Consider the following 17,451-nt stretch of genomic DNA (forward strand, 5'->3'; position numbering starts at 1 on the left):
CAGCACAGACAAGCGCCCCGGTCCCCCGAACGATGGGGGGCCGGGGCGTTCGCTTGCGTACACCCATCTATTTCATCTACCGTTGAGTTCAACAGTCGTTGAATTTCAGAGACGGAGGAACGATGGAGACCGCGATCGAGGTCGCCGACCTCGTGATCAACCGCGGAAAGCGCGAGGTGCTGCACGGGTTCAGCTGCTCCATCCCGCGCGGCAGCATCACCGGGCTGCTCGGGCCCAGCGGCAGCGGCAAGACCACCCTGATGCGCGCCGTCGTCGGCGTGCAGCTCGTCGCCTCGGGGCGGGTCACCGTCCTCGGCGAGCCGGCCGGCTCCCCGCCGCTTCGGCGCAAGATCGGCTACCTGACGCAGGCGCCGAGCGTCTACGACGACCTCACGGTCCGGGAGAACGCCCGCTACTTCGCCTCCCTCTACGGGCTCGGCGCGGCCGACGCCGAGGCCGCCGTCGACGGGGTCGGGCTCTCCGGCGCCGCGCACCAGCTCGTCGGCAACCTGTCCGGTGGGCAGCGCAGCCGGGCCTCGCTGGCCTGCGCGATCGTCGGCCGGCCGGAGGTCCTCGTCCTCGACGAGCCCACGGTCGGTCAGGACCCGGTGCTCCGCGACGAGCTGTGGGCGCAGTTCCGCGCCCTGGCCGCCGACGGCGCCACGATCCTGGTCTCCAGCCACGTGATGGACGAGGCCAACCGCTGTGACCGGCTGCTGCTGATCCGCGACGGCTACCTGATCGGCGACGGCACCCCGGCGGCGATCAAGGCGACGGCCGGCACCGACGACCTCGACGAGGCGTTCCTGCGCATCATCCGTCAACAGGAGAAGGCGGCCGCGTGATGTCCCCACACATCCTTGCCAGCACGATCGGCCGGATCGTCCGGCAGCTCCGGCACGACCGCCGCACGGTCGCGCTCGTCATCGTCGTACCCCTGCTGCTGTTGACCCTGCTCTATTTCATGTTCGACGGCGGGCTGATGTTCGACCGGGTCGCACTGGTCATGCTCGGCATCTTCCCGTTCATCATCATGTTCCTGATCACCAGCATCGCGATGCTGCGCGAGCGCACGAGCGGCACCCTCGAGCGCCTGTTCACCACCCCGGTCGGCAAGCTCGACCTGCTGTTCGGCTACGGCATCGCGTTCGGTCTCGTGGCCACGGCACAGGCGACGGTCGCGGCGGGGCTGGCCTACTGGCTGTTCGACCTCGACACCGCGGGCAGCCTCTGGCTGGTCATCGTGATCGCGGTGGCCAACGCGGTGCTCGGCGTCGCGCTCGGCCTGCTGTGCAGCGCGTTCGCCCGCACCGAGTTCCAGGCGGTGCAGTTCATGCCGGTGGTGGCGATCCCGCAGATCCTGCTCTGCGGCCTGTTCGTCGCGCGGGACGCGATGGCCGGCTGGTTGCAGGTGGTCAGCGACGTGCTGCCACTGTCCTATTCGGTGGAGGCGCTCACGGAGGTCGGCGCCCACGCCGACCCGACCGGCACGATGTGGCGAGATCTTGGCATCGTGGTCGGCGCGATCATCCTCGCGCTCGCCCTCGGCGCCGCCACGCTGCGTCGCCGCACGGCCTGACCACAATGGGGTCGGGCGCCGCCCGCCAGCGACGCCCGACCCGAAGCACCGAAGGGCTAGTGATGGTACGACGGACCGGCCGCCGGCCCGGCAACCCCGACACCCGTGACGCGATCCTCGCGACCGCCCGCACCGCGTTCGCGGAGAAGGGCTACGACGGCGCCTCGATCCGCCACATCGCCACCGGCGCCGGCGTCGACCCGGCCCTGGTGCACCACTATTTCGGCACCAAGGACAAGCTGTTCCTGGCGGCGATGAACTCGCCGATCGACCCGAGCGTCGTCATCCCGGAGGCGCTCGCCGGCGACCCCGACGCCGTCGGCGAGCGGCTGGTGCGGTTCTTCCTGTCGATCTGGGACTCGCCGGCGGGCAAGGCCGGCGTGGCCATGCTGCGCTCGGCGGTGAGCAGCGAGTGGACCGCCCGGCTGTTTCGGGAGTTCGTCGTCAGCCAGGTGCTGCGCCGGGTCCGCAGCGTCGTGCCGATGCCCCACGACGAGGCGCCGATGCGGGTCAGCCTGGTCGCCAGCCAGCTTGCCGGGCTGGCCATGGCCCGCTACGTGATCAAGGTGGAACCGCTTGCCTCCGCGCCGCCCGAGGTGCTGGTCGCGGCCATCGGCCCGACGATCCAGCGCTACGTCTTCGGCGAGCTCCCCGGCGTCTGGGCCAGCCCGCCGTCGTCCGAGGGGCCGGGCTAGCGCGGCGTGCGGGCCAGCCCGCCGGCGCGAAACGCCCCCGGGCTAGCCTGGCGCGCATGGCCGAGTCCCTGCCGTTCGACCGTGTCGCCGACTCCTACGACCAGACCCGGGGCGGCGAGCAGCGCGGTCGGCAGTTCGCCGCCGCGCTCGCACCGCACCTGCTGCCGGGTCGCGTGCTGGAGATCGGCGTCGGCACCGGGCTGGTCGCCGCCGCGCTGGCCCAGGTGCACGGCGTGCCCGCGGTCGGTGTCGACCTCTCCCCCGCCATGCTCACGCACGCGCACACCCGGCTCGGCGCGCGGGTGGCGGTGGGCGACGCGCGGGGGCTGCCGGTGCGTGACGCGTCCGTCGACAACGCCTTCTTCGCCGGCGCGCTGCACGTGATCGTCGACGTCGAGGCGGCGTTCACGGAGGCCGCGCGGGTCGTCCGGCCCGGCGGGCGGGTGCTGGCCCTGTCGGCGGGCAGCGACCGGGACCGCCACGACGCCTTCGCGCCGCTGCTGGCGGGGCTGCCCGGCCGCGACCGGGTGGACCACCCCGAGGCCGTACGGGCCGCCGCGACCTCGGCCGGGCTGCGCACGCGCGAGAGCCGCGAGGTGACCGTCGGCGCGGCCGCCACGTCGCCCAACCAGATCGCCGAGACGATCGAGACCCGCGCGTGGTCGTACCTGTGGAACGTCGACGGCGCGGTCTGGGTCTCGACCGTGATGCCGATCGTGCAGGGCCTGCGCGACCTGCCCGACCCGGACGAGCCCCGGGACCGCCTGCTGACCTTCCAGCTCTCGGTGTTCGAGAAGGCCTAGCGCGTCTGCTCGAGCCAGCTGGCGTAGAGCTTGGCGTAGACCGAGCCCGGGTCCTGGACCAGCTGGTCGTGCGGGCCGCGCTGCACGATGCGGCCCTTGTCGACCACGATCACCTCGTCGGCGGCCTGCGCGGTCGACAGCCGGTGTGCGATCGCGACCGTGGTGCGGCCGCGGGTCACCGCGTCGAGGGTGCGCTGCAGCCGCACCTCGGTGGCGGGGTCTACCGCGCTGGTGGCCTCGTCGAGCACGAGCAGGTCAGGGTCGGCGACATAGGCGCGAGCAAGCGCGACCAGCTGCCGCTCGCCGACGCTGAGCGCCTCGCCGCGCTCGCCGACCCGGGTCGCCAGGCCGTTCGGCAGGCTCTCGACCCAGTCGGTCAGGCCGAGCTCGGTGAACGCCAGCGCCAGGTCGGCGTCGGTCAGGTCCGGGCGGGCGAACCGCACGTTCTCGGCCACGGTCGCGTCGAACAGGAAGCCGTCCTGCGGCACCATCACCACGCGGGAGCGCAGCGAGTCGAAGCGGAGCTGGTCGAGCGGCACTCCGGAGAGCCGCACCGTGCCGGTGGTCGGGTCCATCAGCCGCGTCAGCAGCTTGGCGAACGTGGTCTTGCCGCTGCCCGTCTCGCCGACCACGGCCACCCGCGTCTTCGCGGGGATGTCCAGGTCGACGTCGTCGAGCACGATCGGGCCGCCGTACGTGAAGGACACGTCCTGGAAACGCACGTCGATCGGACCGGGCGGAAGGTCGACACCCTGCTCGCCGGGGTCGGCCACGTCGGGCCGCACGTCGAGCACGTCGAGCACGCGCCGCCAGCCGGCAACCGCGTTCTGCGCCTCGTTGAGCACCTCGGTCGCGATCTGCACGGGCTGGATGAAGAGCGTGACCAGGAAGAGGTACGCGGTCAGCTGGCCGATCGTCAGCGTGCCGCCGATGCCGAGCTGGACGCCGACCACGACGACCGCGGCGGTGGCCAGGCCGGCCGCGATCTCGCCGCTGGAGAAGCCGATCACGCTCGTCCGCAGGGCGCGCATCTGGGACGTCTTGTGCCCCTCGATCGCGGTGTTGAGTCGGGTCCGGGTGCGGTCGGAGACGCCGTACGCCCGGATCACCGGCGCGCCGACGACGCTCTCCGACACCGCCGCGAGCAGGGCGCCCATCCGCTGGCGGACCAGCCCGTACGCGCCGGCCAGCCGCTTCTGGAACGCCCGGATCACGAACACCGCGGGCGCGAACGCGACCAGCACGACGAGCGTGAGCTGCCACGAGTAGAAGGCCATCACGCCGGCGGTGACCAGGAGCTGGCCGGCGCTGATGATCAGGATCACGCCGCCCCACTGGAGGAACTGGGTGATCTGGTCGATGTCGCTGGTCACCCGCGAGACGAGCGAGCCGCGCCGCTCGGACTGCTGGTGCAGCATCGACAGGTCGTGGATGTGGCGGAAGGTGCGCACCCGCACGTTGGCCAGCGCCGTCTCGCTGACCGTGAACAGCCGCCGCATCATCAGGTAGCCGCACAGCGTCGTCACCGCCAGCACGCCGGCCGTGATCGCCACGACGCTGCCGACGAAACCGACGTCGAGCCCACCCGGACCGGCGATGCCCTTGTCGATCGCCTGCTGGATGGCGACCGGCACGGCGGCCCGGCCGATCATCGAGATGACCGCGAAGAACAGGGTGCCGGCCAGGCCGGTACGCAGCTCCGGCGACAGCGACAGGCCGCGCCGGATGGTGGTCCAGGTGGACTCGGTGCGCTCCTCAGCGACGGCGTCGGTGGCGGTCTTCGCTTTCGCGGGCGCGGCGACGGTCGTGGTCACGCGGTCACCGCCCCTTCGTCCTCGTACGCGTGCTCGCGCTCCCGTTCGGCCTCGGCCCGCTCGTAGGCGGTGACCAGGTCGGCGTACCCCGGCGTGCTGGCGAGCAGCTCCGAGTGGGTGCCGGCGGCGACCACCCGCCCGTGCTCGATGTAGACCACCTCGTCGGCCAGCGCGATCGTGGCCCGCCGGTAGGCGACCACCATGATCGAGGTGGGCTGCTCGCCGCCGCGCAGGGCGGCCAGGATCGCGGCCTCGACCCTCGGGTCGACCGCGCTGGTGGCGTCGTCGAGCACCAGCAGCCGGGGTCGGCCGGCCAGGGCGCGGGCGAGCGTGAGGCGCTGACGCTGGCCGCCGGACAGCGAGGTGCCCCGCTCGCCGACCATGGTGTCGAGGCCCTCGGGCAGGCGCGCGATGAACTCGTCGGCCTGGGCGAGGCGCAGGGCCGCCCAGATCGCGTCGTCGTCGATGCCTGGTCGGTCGAGCGCGACGTTGGCGCGCACCGAGTCGTCGAAGATGAACGGGATCTGTGCGACGAGGGCGGCGTTGTCGGCGAGGGCGGCGGCGGTGAGGTCCGGCAGCGCGTGGCCGTCGATGGTGATCGTGCCGGTGGCCGGGTCGACCAGCCGCACCGCGAGCGAGGCGATGGTCGACTTGCCGGAGCCGGTCGGGCCGACCAGGGCGACCGTGCGGCCCTCGGGGACGACCAGGCTGATGTCGTGCAGGACGGTCGGGCCGTGTTCGTCGCCCGCCGCCGCGGCGGCCATGTCGTCGGTCTCGGCACCGACTGGGTAGGCGTAGTCCACGCCGTCGAACGCGAGCCGCGCGGGGCTGTCCGATTTTTCGGGACTTATCGTGCCGTAGCGCATCTCGCCCGTGGCCGTCAGCACGTGCTGGAGCCGGTCCCACCCAGCCACGCTCCGCGGTAGCTCGGCCAGCACCCAGCCGATCGCGCGCACCGGGAAGGCCAGCACGGTGAACAGGAACGCGATGCTGACCAGGTCGGTCACCGAGATGTCGCCGGCGCGCAGCCGGAACGTGCCGACGATCAGCACGGCCAGCGTGCCGAGGCTGGGCAGCGTCTCCATCAGCGGGTCGAACAGGCCGCGCAGCCGGCCGACCGAGATCAGCGCGTCGCGCAGCTCACGGGCCTGGCCGGCGAAGCGGTCGGTCTCCTGACCCTCGCGGCCCATCGTCTTGACCACCAACGCGCCGTCGAAGCTCTCGTGCGCGATCGCGCTGACCTCGCCGCGCATGAGCTGGGCGCGGGCCTGGCGCGGCGCCATCCGGCGCGAGTAGAAGACGTTGATCAGGAAGAGGCCGGCGAAGGTGGCCAGGCCGACCAGGGCCAGCACCCAGTCGGTCAGGAACAGCGACCCGACGGCGCCGACCAGCATCACCAGCGTGCCGACGGCGAACGGCAGGGGCGCGATCGGGAACCAGGCGGCCTCGACGTCGGAGTTCGCGTTGGACAGCAACGTGCCGGTCGCGTGCCGGTGGTGCCACGAGAGCGGGAGGTCGAGGTAGCGTCCGGTGACCAGCCGCCGGTAGCGCGCCTGGAGGCGGAACTGCATGTAACCGGCACCGAGCCGGCGCCCGAAGATGCCGACCACCCGGAGCACGCTGATCGCCAGCACCGCCATCGCGCCCAGCCAGAGCAGCGCGTTGTTGACCGCACCGTCCTCGATGGCCGGCACGATGATCTTCCCGACGATGTGCCCGATCACGTACGCGCTGCCCACGACCAGGCCGCCGAAGAGCACACTGCCGCCGACCGCGAACGCGAAGATGCGCGGTTCGTCGCGGATGGCCCGGCCCAACACGCGGAAGCCCCGGGCGAGCACGTCCCGACTGGTCACGCTCGCCACTATGTTTTGCCCCTCTGTCTGACCGCCCGGCTGCCCGCTGGGGGTAAGCCGCGAAATTCCACCGTAATCCTTACCGGACCCAAGCCCTCCGGGCGAGCGGGTATTCCATGTGTCCGCCGTCACAGCGAGGTGTGTCCTGGCACACCCTGGCTACGATTCTCGCCATGTCGCGGTTCGTACGGTCCGAACGTCGGAAACTTGCCGACCTTTTCAGCACGGTCGGCCCCGAAGCGCCGACCATGTGCACCGGTTGGGTCGCCCGCGACCTGGCCGCTCACCTGGTCATTCGGGAGCGCCGGCCCGACTCCAGCCTCGGCATGTTCATCCCGCCGCTACGCTCGCACGCCCGCAACCTGCTGCGCTCGTTCGCCGCGCGCCCGTACACCGACCTGGTGGAATTGGTCCGAAACCCGCCACTCTGGAGCCCGGTCAGCAACCCGCTGGTCGAGGGGATGACCAACGGCCTGGAGTTCTTCGTGCACCACGAGGACGTCCGCCGCGCCCAGGCCGGCTGGCAGCCACGCGACCTGCCCAAGGAGGACCAGGCCGCCCTCTGGAAGAGCGCGTCGCTGATCGCCCGGCTGCGGCTGCGCAAGTTCCCCGCGGCGCTGCTCGTGCAGGCGCCCGGGTTCGGCGAGATCTCCACCGGCGCCGGCGGCGAGCCGCTCCGGCTGATCGGCGCGCCCGGCGAGCTGGCCTACTTCCTGTCCGGCCGGCAACGGGCCACCCGCGTTCAGATCGACGGGCCGCCCGCCCTGGCCGATCGGCTGCGGACTTCCCCGCTGAAGATCTGAGGCATCGACCGAACCACCCGTTCCCTCTCTTGCGGGTCGCCAGACATCATCGGGTACGGGCTGGGGGTGGGATGCGGACGTTCGCCGTGACGGCTCTGAACCCGCCGCCGTACGACGGGATAGTCCACGAAGCGGTCGCCGAGGTCGCCGCGCACTCGGCCGACTGGGCGGACGCGTTCGGGCTGGTGCCCTCGCCGGCGGGCCGGGAGCGGCTGGCCCGGGCCAACGCCGCGGAGCTGGCCGCGCGGGCCTGCCCCGAGGTGCCCCTGTCGGCGGTCCGGCTGCTGTCCGACCTGATCACCTGGCTGTTCGCGTTCGACGACCGGTGCGACGAGGACGAGCTCGGCGCCAACCCGGCCCGGCTCGCGCCCGCCCTGGCGCCGCTGCTCGAGGTGGTCGACCGGTTCGGCACGACGGCGCACGCGGGCTACCAGCCGGCCGGGCCGACCGCGGCCGCGCTGCACGACCTGTGCCGCCGGGTCCGAGCGCTGGACCGGCCGGGCGGGCTGCTCAAGTTCGCCGCGGCCTTCCGCGAGTACCTGTTCGCCCTCCTGTGGGAGGCCACCAACCGGCAGCTGCACCGGGTGCCACGGTTCGCCGAGTACGTGCAGATGCGCCGGCACACCGGTGCCGTGCTGCCCAGCTTCGCGCTCACCGACCTGGCCACGGACGGTCTGGCGGCCACCGTCGACCGGGTCGACCCGCGGGTGGTCCGGCTCGACCTGCTGGCCGCCGACCTGGTCTGTTGGTGCAACGACGTCTTCTCGTACGGGAAGGAACGCCTGCGCGACGGGCACAACCTGGCCACCGTCATCGCGTACGAGCTGACCTGGCCGGAGCGGGCGGCCCTGACCGAGGCGGCGGCGCGGTACAACGCGGGACTGGCCGCGTACGGCGCGTTGGAGGCCGAGGTGCTGGCCGACGCCGACGGCCGGTTGACCCGGATGCTGCTGTCCCGCCGCCGCTGGTTGCGGGGCACGTACGACTGGTCGCTGGGCGCGCAGCGCTACCAGCCCTGAGTCCAGGATAAAGACCCTGGTCAGGCCATGATCGACACGTACGCCAAGGGACTGGCATCGACGTACCGGTTAGCCATACTCTTCGGTAGCAATCGTGAGAGTGACCGCAATCACATGGCCGACTAAAGGTGGTTTCCGGATATGTCGCTCGATGTCCCTTACCGGTCGATCCCCGACATGTTCCTCAAGCGTGTCGCCGCTTCGCCCGACGCGCGGGCGTTCGGCTTCCCCGGCACCTCGGGTCCGCAGTGGATCACGTGGCAGCAGGTGGGCGAGCGCGCCCGGGCTCTGGCGGCCGGCCTGCACGGCCTCGGCGTGGGCGCCGAGGAGCGCGTGGCCATCCTGGCCAACACCCGCATCGAATGGGTCATCGCCGACCTCGGCATCATGTGCGCGGGCGGCGCGACCACCACGGTCTACCCGACCACCGAGCCGGAAGACGCGACGTTCATCATCTCGGACTCCGGCTCCAAGGTCGTCATCGCGGAGAACGCGATGCAGGCCGGCAAGCTGTCCGGCGCCGAGCTGCCGCAGGTCACCCACGTCGTGCTGATCGACGGCGAGGCCGACCCGGCCGCCAACCCGCCCCAGCTCACCCTGGCCGACCTGGAGAAGCAGGGCGCCGCCGTGCTGGCCGGCGACCCGGAGCTGATCGACCGGCTGGTCGCCGAGATCGCCCCCGACCACCTGGCCACCCTGATCTACACGTCGGGCACCACCGGCCGTCCCAAGGGCGTCGAGCTGCTGCACGCCGGCTGGTGCTGGGAGGCGGTCGCGCAGGCCGACCTGGGCATCCTGCGGGCCGACGACCTGCAATACCTGTGGCTGCCGCTGTCGCACTCGTTCGGCAAGACGCTGCTGTGCGGCATCATCCACGTCGGCCTGCCGACCTACGTCGACGGCCGGATCGACCAGCTGGTCGACAACCTCGCCGTGGTCAAGCCGACCCTGATGTGCGGCGCGCCCCGGATCTTCGAGAAGGTCTACAACCGCGCGATCACCAACGCCACGTCCGAGGGCGGCGCAAAGGCCAAGATCTTCGGGTGGGCGGTCGCCACGGGCAAGCGCAAGGTCAAGCTGGAGCAGGCGGACCAGCCGGTGCCGGCGGCCCTCAAGGCGCAGTACGCGATCGCCACCAAGCTGGTCTTCAGCAAGCTCCAGGCCCGACTGGGCGGCAACATCCGCACGCTGGTCTCCGGCGCGGCCCCGCTGAGCGTCGACATCTCGGAGTTCTTCGCGGCGGCGGGCCTGCCCATCTCGGAGGGCTACGGCCTGACGGAGACGAGCGCGGGCAACTTCGTCAACCGGCCGGGCGGCCTCCGCATCGGCACGGTGGGCCAGCCGCTCGGCGACCTGGAGTGCAAAATCGACTCGGACGGCGAGGTGCTGCTCCGCGGCACGCCGGTGATGCGCGGCTACCACAACCTCCCCGAGGAGACCGCGGCCGCGTTCACCGAGGACGGTTTCTTCCGCACGGGCGACATCGGCGAGATCAGCGAAGACCGCTTCCTGAAGATCACCGACCGCAAGAAGGACCTGGTGAAGACCTCGGGCGGTAAGTACATCGCCCCGTCCCACATCGAGGGCCTCTTCAAGGCGATCTGCCCGTACACCTCGCAGGCGATCGTGATCGGCCAGGCCCGCAACTTCTGCACGATGCTGATCACCCTGGATCCGGACGCGATCGCGGGGTGGGCGGCAGGCGGAGAGCTCGCGGGCAAGCCGTACGCGGAGATCGTCACGTCATCGCAGGCCCACGCGATGGTCGAAGGCCACGTCGCGGAGCTGAACGCGAAGCTCAACCGCTGGGAGACGATCAAGAAGTTCACGATCCTCCCCCGCGACCTGACGATCGAAGACGGCGAGATCACCCCGTCCCTGAAGGTCAAGCGCCGCGGCGTGGAAGCGAACTTCGCAGACGAGATCAACAAGATGTACGAAGGCACCGTCGCCGAGATCTGAGACCAGCAGACGGCCCGTCGGGTTTGGCACCACGCCCGGCGGGCCGAACTGCCCGCGACGACCGCCCTCTCTCGGTGCCGCACATCCCGCTTCGCGGCAGCAACCACCGCGACCAGCCCAGCCGATGCCGCACACCCGACAACCCCAGCCGCCCACGGCAACCACCCAACTCGGGCACTTATGGCCCGCACGCCGGCGACGGCGTGGGACGCCGGCCGCTAGCAAGCCGCGAACCGCCGAACCACCGCAACCCAGCCCAGCCGTCAACGGCAACCACCCCCGCACGGTAAAGCGGCGAACCCCTTGACCGCGACCAGCCCCGGCCGATGCCGCACAACCCGGGCGAGCCGAGCAGTCGGTCGGGTTGCGCCTCGGTAAGGCCCCGCCAGCCTCGGTCACCGCAGGTCACACAGCGGTGCCGCAATGCCCGCAGGGGATCGACGACCGTTACGGGTCGGGCAGCGCCGTTGAGCCGTGGGTCGGACATTGCCGGCCCGCAAGGAATCGCCGCCACTGGCGCCATGATCGTGTGCATCGGATCGGGGTCAGGAGCCGCTGCACCCATGATCGTGTGCAACAGGCCTGGTGACGGCGCGGCGTGTCGCCCAGATCTGCCACACACGATCATGATTTGGTCGAATCCAAGCCCAGATGCAGTGCACACGATCATCGACTTGCCAGCCACACCCCGCACGCCTCGCCCGGCAACCGATCCCGCACGGCACGTCATCGAGCTCAAGACCTACTGCGGCAGCAACCGCTTGGTTCTGGGCGGGCCAGTGCGGAGCTGGCCGCGGATCCGTCGCCGGCGGGAGCTACGGGGGGGGTCGAAAGCGCCGTCGCGGTTTCGCCTCCGTCGGCCGGGAACGCCTTGCCGGCTGGCTACGCCGGGGCTGGGCCCAGCCCGAAGCCCCAGCCCGAACCCAACGGCCCGAAGCCCCAGCCCGAACCCAACGGCCCGAAGCCCCAGCCCGAACCCAACGGCCCGAAGCCCCAGCCCGAACCCAACGCCGGGCCCAGCCCGAAGCTCAACCCGAAGCCTAAGCCGACGCCCAGCCCGAAGCCCCACCCGACGGTCACCCCGAAGCCGAGGGCGTACCCCTCGCGAGACCTTCAGCCGTAGCCGTCAGCGGCCATGTCGAGGGCGAGGCCGAGGGCGTTGCCCCACCCGCCTACCTGGCCCAGCGGATTCGCGGGCGGTGGCCCAGCGGACCCGGCACCGGAGCTCGATCGGATCGCTCTTGACTAAGCGATGACCACCGGCTTGCGCCAGCCGGGTTGGGGGGCGTGGTCCAGGTCGTAGCGGACCGTGGCGATCCGCTTGACCGCGTCGATCAGGTCGCCCGCCGGCAGGGTGTACGGCAGCCGCAGGAAACGCTCCAGCGTCCCGTCCAGGCCGAACCGTGGACCCGGAGCCAACCGCACCCCCACCTCCTCCGACGCCCGCGCCAGCGCGCTCGAGATCGGGCCGTCCAGCTCCGCCCACAGGGTCACCCCGCCGTGCGGCGGATGGACCCGCCACTCCGGCAGGTGCTCGGCCAGCGCCTCCAGCAGTGCGTCGCGTTGGGTCGCGAGCTGCACCCGCCGGGCCGGGACGATCGTGTCGGCGCGGTCCAGCAACTGCGCCGCCACGAGTTGGTCCAGCACCGGGCTCGACATGTCGACGCCGACCCGCAACGCCGCCAGGCGTTGGACTGTTGGGGCCGAGGCGCGGACCCAGCCGATGCGTAGGCCGCCCCAGTAGGGCTTGCTCATGCCGCCGATGGTGATCACGCGGGAGTGGCGGTCGAACATGGCTACCGGCGGTGGCATCTCCACGCCGTCCAGTGGCAGGTCCACGAACGACTCGTCGACGACCAGGTCCGTGCCGGTCGAGTGGGCCGCGGCGACCATCCGCTCGCGCAGGTCCGCCGGCATCAGGTGGCCGGTCGGGTTGTGGAACTCCGGGATCACGTACGCCAGCCGCGGGGTGCTCTGCCGCAGCGCTCCGAGCAGGAGCTCGCCGTCCCAGCCGGCCGACGGGTCCAGGCCGTGCGTCGTGATCCGGGCGCGGCGCGCGGACAGCGCCGCCAACGCGTTGGGATAGGTCGGCGACTCCATGAGTACGCCGTTGCCAGCCTGGACCGTCAGCCGCAGCACCAGGTCGAGCGCCTGCTGCGTGCCGCTGGTCACCATGATCTGGTCCGGGCTCGTCGGCAGGCCGCGGTCGGTGAAACCACGGGCCACCGCCTCGCGCAGCTCCACGAGACCGGTCGGGTGGTAGCCGGCGTCGCCCAGATAGCGCGGCAGCTCGTCGGCGGCCGCGCGGGCGGCGGGGATCAGCTCAGGCGGCGCGGCCAGCGCGGCACAGCCCAGGTCGATCATGCCGAGGTCGTTGAGCGGGGTCCACAGGCCGGTGCTGGCGACCCGGTGGCCGCCGGGCAGGGTGGTCCAGCTGCCCGCGCCGCGGCGGCTGGTCAGGTGGCCGCTGTCGCGCAGCTCCCGGTACGCGGCCGTCACCGTCGTCCGGCTGACCTTGAGCGCCTCGGCCAGCTCGCGCTCGGCCGGCAGGCGAATGCCCAGCGGCAGCCGTCCGTCGGCGAGCAGGCCCCGCACCGCGCCGGCCAGGGCGGCGTAGTCGGGGTTTCGCCGGCGGCCCGGCAGGGCGTGCCAGTGGCCGAGCAGGCGGGCGAGTTGGCTACCCCGGACCAGGCTTGTCATATCCACTCCTCGCGAATTGGCTCTTCAGCACCGAACCAATTGGCCTTCAGAGTTGCATGCATGGCGTCCGAGAGCAACCACCCCATGGCCCTGCGAGACCGGCTTCCCCGCCGGCTGACCCAGCTTTTTCTGGGTCTCGTGCTGTACGGGGCGAGCATGGCCCTCCAGATCGAGGCCACCCTGGGACTGGACCCCTGGGACGTCTTCCACCAGGGCCTCGCCGAGAAGACCGGGCTCTCGTTCGGCACCATCGTGATCATCGTCGGCGCGGCGGTCCTGCTGCTCTGGATCCCGCTGCGGCAGAAACCGGGCATCGGCACCGTCAGCAACATCGTCATCATCGGCCTCGCGGTCGACGCGACGCTGGCCCTGCTGCCCACCCCGGACGCGCTGGCGGTGCGGATCACCTTCCTCGTCCTGGGCATCGTGCTCAACGGGGTCGCGGGCGGCCTCTACATCGGTGCGCGGCTCGGGCCGGGGCCGCGGGACGGGCTGATGACCGGGTGGGTCGGACGCAAGCCGGGCCGGTCGATCCGGCTCACGCGTACGGTCATCGAGGTGGCCGTGCTCGGCGCGGGTGTGCTGCTCGGCGGCACTGTCGGCATCGGAACGGTGGCGTACGCCCTCCTGATCGGACCGTTGAACCACGTCTTCATCCCGCTGTTCACGGTGCGCCCGAAACCACCGCGGATCGGCGGTCAGCCGATCGCCGAACCGACTGCATGATGCATCGAACCTGGTGAAGGTTTCAGGTAAACGAAAGATCACACCAATGTTCATGGGTCGTTGACGTTGGCATCATTGCTCCATGGGGCAAGACGGCTGGCGGCGATCCGACGCTTGGATCTTCGTCGCGGTGGTGATGGCCAACGGGGCCGGGCGGCACATGCGCTCGGCAACCACTCGACGACCCGAGGGCGTGCGGCTCGCCGACGTGCTCTCGATGGCCGACCACCTGCGGCAACTGCTACCCGGCCGGCGTGAGGTCGAGGAAGCGGTCCGGCGCCTGACCGGCGCCGGCCTGATCACGGTGGTCGACGGCTGGTTCCGCGTCACGTCGGCCGGCGGCACGCTCTGGCGCAACCGCCGGTCCGGTGTAGGCGCGGTCGACACGGTCTACACCCAACTGCTCAGGCGTCCGATCCCTGACGACAGCGACTGGACCCTCGACGACGCGGACCACGCCGCCGCGATCCTCGAGTACGCGGGGCGGATCGAACCGACCGACTAACGTCGGGCCACCGGCAGTCGGCCGGGTCGCCACAGGCGCTCTTGACCGTGCCAGGGGCGATGTCGAGGGTGCGCGCGATCTCCGTTTCGCTGAGGTCCTCGTAGAAGCGCAGGACGACCACCGCCCGCTCCCGTCGCGTGCGCACCGCGAGCGCCCGCTGCACCGTGTCCCGCCCGACCACCTGCTCGGACGGGTGACGCAGGATCGGCCGGTCCGGTTCTGTGCGGCGTCAGACGAGCGCCGGAGCCGGCGCCGGCATCCGGTCGCGCGCCGCCCACCGGACCAGCGGCACGGCGGACAGGCCCGCGGCCAGGAACAGGCCGCCGACGACCAGCCAGCCCCAGCCCCCGGTGGTCACGGCCAGAGCGATCAGCGACGCGGGCGCGACCATGTTGACGGCCGAGTTGCCCATCCGGAAGGCACCGAAGTACTCGCCGCGGCGTTCCGGTGGCGGCAGGTCGGCGGAGAGCGTCCACGAGCCTGCCGACTGCCACATCTCCGAGAGTGTGAACAGCACCGCGCCGACCACGAAGACCACCATGGTCGACGCGCCCGAGGTGGCGCCGGCCAGGTAGAAGACCGGGCAGCCGAGCGCGGCGGCCAGGCCGGCGAGCCGCAGCGCCCGGGCGGCGCCGTCGACCGTGTGCGCACCGCGGGTCATCCACACCTGCAGCGTCGTCGCCATCAGCGTGTTGACCAGGGTCAGCACGCCGATCCACCACTTCGGCGCGTCGGTGTGCGTCAAGAGCCACAGCGGCATGACCTCGAGCTCGACCGTCCCGTAGGCGAGCAGCACCGCGCAGAGCACGGTCACCGCGAGGAACTGCCGGTCGGCGAAGACGTTGCGTTGGCCGGCCGGCCGCCGCCGGGAACGGGCGGCGGGGCCGGCGGGCAGCCGGGCGATCAGCGACAGGCTGGTCAGTTGGACGACGGCCATGGTCAACGGCAGCGCCAGGTACGCCGCGCGCGTGTCGACCGCGAGCGCCAGCGCCGCGAGGCCGGCGCCGACGGACCAGCCGACGTTGAGCCAGGAGCGGGCGAACGCCTGGGTCCGCACCCGGGTCGCGGGGTCGACCGCCTCGACGAGGTAGACGTTGCGGCCGGCCTGCGCGACGCCGCTGACCAGTTCGAACAGGACGATCATCGCGAGGAAGCTGACGAACCCGCGGGCGAACGGCCAGAGCAGGAAGCCCGCCGCGCTGCCGGCGACGCCCAGGAACCAGGCCCGGCGCGGACCCCAGCGGTCGGCCAGCGCGCTGAGCGGCACCGAGCACACCAGCACCGCGCCCGCCGCCGCGGACAGGCCGATGCCGATCTCGTGCGGACGCAGGCCGACCACGCGGGTGAAGAACACCGCGCTGCCGGTGCTGAACGTGCCGATGCCGACCCCGAAGATCAGGCTGACGAGGGCGTACGCACGTGGAATGCCCGCCGGTGGCACCAGGTTCTCCCGCACGCGCATGACAGGCATCCCACCACGCGCGGGGTTGATCTTGCGACCCCGTTTCAGCGCACGGGGTTGCCGGCCTCGCGCAGCGCGGTCTTCACGTCGCCGATCCGCAGCTCTCCGAAGTGGAACACGCTGGCCGCCAGCACCGCGTCCGCGCCCGCCTCGACGGCCGGCGGGAAGTGGGCGGTCGTCCCCGCTCCGCCGCTGGCGATCACCGGGATGTCGACGGCCTCCCGTACGGCCCGGATGAGCTCCAGGTCGAAGCCGGCCTTGGTGCCGTCGGCGTCCATCGAGTTGAGCAGGATCTCCCCAGCGCCGAGGTCGGCGACCCGCCTGGCCCACTCGACGGCGTCGAGGCCGGTCTCCTTGCGCCCGCCGTGGGTGGTCACCTGGAACCCGCCGAACGGCGAGCGGCGCACGTCGAGCGAGAGCACCAGCACCTGGTTGCCGAACCGCTCCGCGATCTCGCTCACCAACTCCGGGCGGGCGATGGCGGCGGTGTTGACGCCGACCTTGTCGGCGCCGGCCCGCAGCAGCGTGTCCACATCGGACACCGAGCGGACCCCGCCGCCTACGGTCAACGGGATGAAGACCGACTCGGCGGTACGCCGTACCACGTCGAGCATCGTCCCCCGGTCGTCGGACGACGCGGTCACGTCGAGGAAGGTCAGCTCGTCGGCGCCGGCCGCGTCGTAGGCCGCGGCGAGCTCCACCGGGTCGCCGGCGTCGCGCAGGTCGACGAAGTTGACGCCCTTGACCACCCGCCCCGCGTCGACGTCGAGGCAGGGGATCACCCGGACCGCGACGCTCACGACGCCAGCACCTCCAGGGCCTCGCGCACGGTGAACGCGCCCGCGTACAGCGCCTTGCCGGCGATCACGCCCTCGACGCCGACCTCTTCGAGGGTGGCAAGGGCGCGCAGGTCGTCCAGCTTCGAGACGCCGCCGGAGGCGATCACGGGCGCGGGGGTACGGGCGCACACGTCGCGCAGCAGGTCGAGGTTCGGCCCGCGCATCATGCCGTCCTTGGTGATGTCGGTGACCACGTATCGGGCCGCGCCGGCCTTGTCGAGCCGCTCCAGCACCTCGAAGAGGTCGCCGCCGTCGCGGGTCCAGCCGCGGGCCGACAGGGTGCGACCACGGACGTCGAGCCCTATCGCCACGCGGTCCCCGTACTCGCCGACCACCCGGTCGCACCACACCGGGTCCTCCAGCGCGGCCGTGCCGATGTTGACCCGGGCCGCCCCGGTGGCCAGCGCGGCACGCAGCGAGGCGTCGTCGCGGATGCCGCCCGACAGCTCGACCTTGACGTCGAGGCGACCGACCACGTCCGCGAGCAGCGCGGCGTTGGAGCCGCGGCCGAACGCGGCGTCGAGGTCGACCAGATGCACCCACTCGGCCCCGTCGTGCTGCCAGGCCAGCGCCGCCTCCAGCGGGTCGCCGTAGCCGGTCTCGGTGCCGGCGGCGCCCTGCACGAGGCGGACGGCCTGGCCGTCGGCGACGTCGACGGCGGGCAGCAGGGTGAGCGTCACGGTTGGTC

At 71.8% G+C, this 17,451-nt stretch carries 17 protein-coding genes; 9 read left to right on the plus strand and 8 right to left on the minus strand.

The genetic code is table 11. The features are described 5' to 3' along the window. Positions 1-122 precede the first annotated feature (122 nt). From AB0J88_RS35000 to AB0J88_RS35015, 4 genes are all read left to right on the plus strand, one after another. The gene (locus AB0J88_RS35000; RefSeq protein WP_364348742.1) at positions 123-845 is read left to right on the plus strand and encodes an ABC transporter ATP-binding protein; all 723 of its coding nucleotides are present in this window, start codon (positions 123-125) and stop codon (positions 843-845) included. After that, on the plus strand, positions 845-1,579 hold the full coding sequence (locus AB0J88_RS35005) for an ABC transporter permease (RefSeq protein WP_364348739.1): 735 nt from the start codon (positions 845-847) through the stop codon (positions 1,577-1,579). The genes AB0J88_RS35000 and AB0J88_RS35005 overlap by 1 nt, the downstream gene beginning before the upstream one ends. Before the next feature lie 62 nt (positions 1,580-1,641). Further along, the gene (locus AB0J88_RS35010) at positions 1,642-2,274 is read left to right on the plus strand and encodes a TetR family transcriptional regulator (protein ID WP_364348736.1); all 633 of its coding nucleotides are present in this window, start codon (positions 1,642-1,644) and stop codon (positions 2,272-2,274) included. 56 nt (positions 2,275-2,330) lie between these two features. Then, on the plus strand, positions 2,331-3,077 hold the full coding sequence (locus AB0J88_RS35015; RefSeq protein ID WP_364348733.1) for a methyltransferase domain-containing protein: 747 nt from the start codon (positions 2,331-2,333) through the stop codon (positions 3,075-3,077). On the opposite strand, the gene AB0J88_RS35020 is transcribed toward AB0J88_RS35015, so the two are convergent. Then, the gene (locus AB0J88_RS35020) at positions 3,074-4,804 is read right to left on the minus strand and encodes an ABC transporter ATP-binding protein (protein ID WP_364349403.1); all 1,731 of its coding nucleotides are present in this window, start codon (positions 4,802-4,804) and stop codon (positions 3,074-3,076) included. The two genes, AB0J88_RS35015 and AB0J88_RS35020, sit on opposite strands and share 4 nt — an antisense overlap. Positions 4,805-4,887: 83 nt before the next feature. After that, entirely contained in the window at positions 4,888-6,756 is a 1,869-nt protein-coding gene (locus AB0J88_RS35025; RefSeq protein ID WP_364348730.1) for an ABC transporter ATP-binding protein, read from the minus strand. Between the two features lie 164 nt (positions 6,757-6,920). On the opposite strand from AB0J88_RS35025, the gene AB0J88_RS35030 reads away from it, so the two are divergent. The 3 genes from AB0J88_RS35030 to AB0J88_RS35040 all read left to right on the plus strand — a co-directional run bounded on the left by AB0J88_RS35030 (position 6,921) and on the right by AB0J88_RS35040 (position 10,531). Next, positions 6,921-7,550, plus strand: a complete 630-nt coding sequence (locus AB0J88_RS35030; protein ID WP_364348727.1) for a TIGR03085 family metal-binding protein — start codon at positions 6,921-6,923, stop codon at positions 7,548-7,550. A gap of 71 nt (positions 7,551-7,621) precedes the next feature. Beyond that, a complete protein-coding gene (locus AB0J88_RS35035; RefSeq protein ID WP_364738131.1) occupies positions 7,622-8,569 on the plus strand; it encodes a terpene synthase in 948 nt (315 codons plus the stop codon). A 141-nt stretch (positions 8,570-8,710) separates the two neighbouring features. Beyond that, the gene (locus tag AB0J88_RS35040) at positions 8,711-10,531 is read left to right on the plus strand and encodes a long-chain fatty acid--CoA ligase (protein WP_364348722.1); all 1,821 of its coding nucleotides are present in this window, start codon (positions 8,711-8,713) and stop codon (positions 10,529-10,531) included. 882 nt (positions 10,532-11,413) lie between these two features. Here the strand turns inward: AB0J88_RS35040 and AB0J88_RS35045 are convergent. Next, on the minus strand, positions 11,414-11,563 hold the full coding sequence (locus AB0J88_RS35045) for a hypothetical protein (protein WP_364348719.1): 150 nt from the start codon (positions 11,561-11,563) through the stop codon (positions 11,414-11,416). Positions 11,564-11,776: 213 nt separating this feature from the next. After that, on the minus strand, positions 11,777-13,231 hold the full coding sequence (locus AB0J88_RS35050) for a PLP-dependent aminotransferase family protein (RefSeq protein ID WP_364348716.1): 1,455 nt from the start codon (positions 13,229-13,231) through the stop codon (positions 11,777-11,779). 60 nt (positions 13,232-13,291) lie between these two features. Here AB0J88_RS35050 and AB0J88_RS35055 point away from each other — a divergent pair, with 60 nt between their 5' ends. Both AB0J88_RS35055 and AB0J88_RS35060 read left to right on the plus strand, forming a co-directional pair. Next, positions 13,292-13,957 (plus strand): hypothetical protein, encoded by a 666-nt coding sequence (locus tag AB0J88_RS35055; protein ID WP_364348713.1) that lies wholly within the window; start codon positions 13,292-13,294, stop codon positions 13,955-13,957. A gap of 82 nt (positions 13,958-14,039) precedes the next feature. Then, positions 14,040-14,462 (plus strand): hypothetical protein, encoded by a 423-nt coding sequence (locus AB0J88_RS35060; protein ID WP_364348710.1) that lies wholly within the window; start codon positions 14,040-14,042, stop codon positions 14,460-14,462. On the opposite strand, the gene AB0J88_RS35065 is transcribed toward AB0J88_RS35060, so the two are convergent. Genes AB0J88_RS35065 through priA form a run of 4 tightly spaced genes read right to left on the minus strand, consistent with a single transcriptional unit; the run spans position 14,362 to position 17,443 of the window. After that, positions 14,362-14,643: a sigma factor-like helix-turn-helix DNA-binding protein gene (locus tag AB0J88_RS35065; RefSeq protein WP_364738134.1), complete on the minus strand. Its 282-nt coding sequence runs from the start codon at positions 14,641-14,643 to the stop codon at positions 14,362-14,364. The genes AB0J88_RS35060 and AB0J88_RS35065 overlap by 101 nt on opposite strands. Before the next feature lie 48 nt (positions 14,644-14,691). Next, positions 14,692-15,924 carry an MFS transporter gene (locus AB0J88_RS35070; RefSeq protein WP_364348707.1) on the minus strand — a complete coding sequence of 411 codons (1,233 nt, stop codon included), beginning with the start codon at positions 15,922-15,924 and terminating at the stop codon, positions 14,692-14,694. A gap of 44 nt (positions 15,925-15,968) precedes the next feature. Beyond that, entirely contained in the window at positions 15,969-16,724 is a 756-nt protein-coding gene (gene hisF, locus AB0J88_RS35075; protein ID WP_364348704.1) for an imidazole glycerol phosphate synthase subunit HisF, read from the minus strand. Further along, the gene (gene priA / locus AB0J88_RS35080; protein ID WP_364348701.1) at positions 16,721-17,443 is read right to left on the minus strand and encodes a bifunctional 1-(5-phosphoribosyl)-5-((5-phosphoribosylamino)methylideneamino)imidazole-4-carboxamide isomerase/phosphoribosylanthranilate isomerase PriA; all 723 of its coding nucleotides are present in this window, start codon (positions 17,441-17,443) and stop codon (positions 16,721-16,723) included. The genes hisF and priA overlap by 4 nt, the downstream gene beginning before the upstream one ends. Positions 17,444-17,451: the final 8 nt, after the last annotated feature.

Source organism: Asanoa sp. NPDC049475, from assembly GCF_040676915.1.
Classification (GTDB): domain Bacteria; phylum Actinomycetota; class Actinomycetes; order Mycobacteriales; family Micromonosporaceae; genus Asanoa.

Coding starts and splice junctions, on each gene's coding strand:
- AB0J88_RS35060 (WP_364348710.1), top strand. CDS start 14,040: ATGGGGCAAGACGGCTGGCGGCGATCCGACGCTTGGATCTTCGTCGCG.
- AB0J88_RS35005 (WP_364348739.1), top strand. CDS start 845: ATGTCCCCACACATCCTTGCCAGCACGATCGGCCGGATCGTCCGGCAG.
- AB0J88_RS35055 (WP_364348713.1), top strand. CDS start 13,292: ATGGCGTCCGAGAGCAACCACCCCATGGCCCTGCGAGACCGGCTTCCC.
- AB0J88_RS35030 (WP_364348727.1), top strand. CDS start 6,921: ATGTCGCGGTTCGTACGGTCCGAACGTCGGAAACTTGCCGACCTTTTC.
- AB0J88_RS35000 (WP_364348742.1), top strand. CDS start 123: ATGGAGACCGCGATCGAGGTCGCCGACCTCGTGATCAACCGCGGAAAG.
- AB0J88_RS35040 (WP_364348722.1), top strand. CDS start 8,711: ATGTCGCTCGATGTCCCTTACCGGTCGATCCCCGACATGTTCCTCAAG.
- AB0J88_RS35050 (WP_364348716.1), bottom strand. CDS start 13,231: ATGACAAGCCTGGTCCGGGGTAGCCAACTCGCCCGCCTGCTCGGCCAC.
- AB0J88_RS35070 (WP_364348707.1), bottom strand. CDS start 15,924: ATGCGCGTGCGGGAGAACCTGGTGCCACCGGCGGGCATTCCACGTGCG.
- AB0J88_RS35015 (WP_364348733.1), top strand. CDS start 2,331: ATGGCCGAGTCCCTGCCGTTCGACCGTGTCGCCGACTCCTACGACCAG.
- AB0J88_RS35035 (WP_364738131.1), top strand. CDS start 7,622: ATGCGGACGTTCGCCGTGACGGCTCTGAACCCGCCGCCGTACGACGGG.
- AB0J88_RS35010 (WP_364348736.1), top strand. CDS start 1,642: ATGGTACGACGGACCGGCCGCCGGCCCGGCAACCCCGACACCCGTGAC.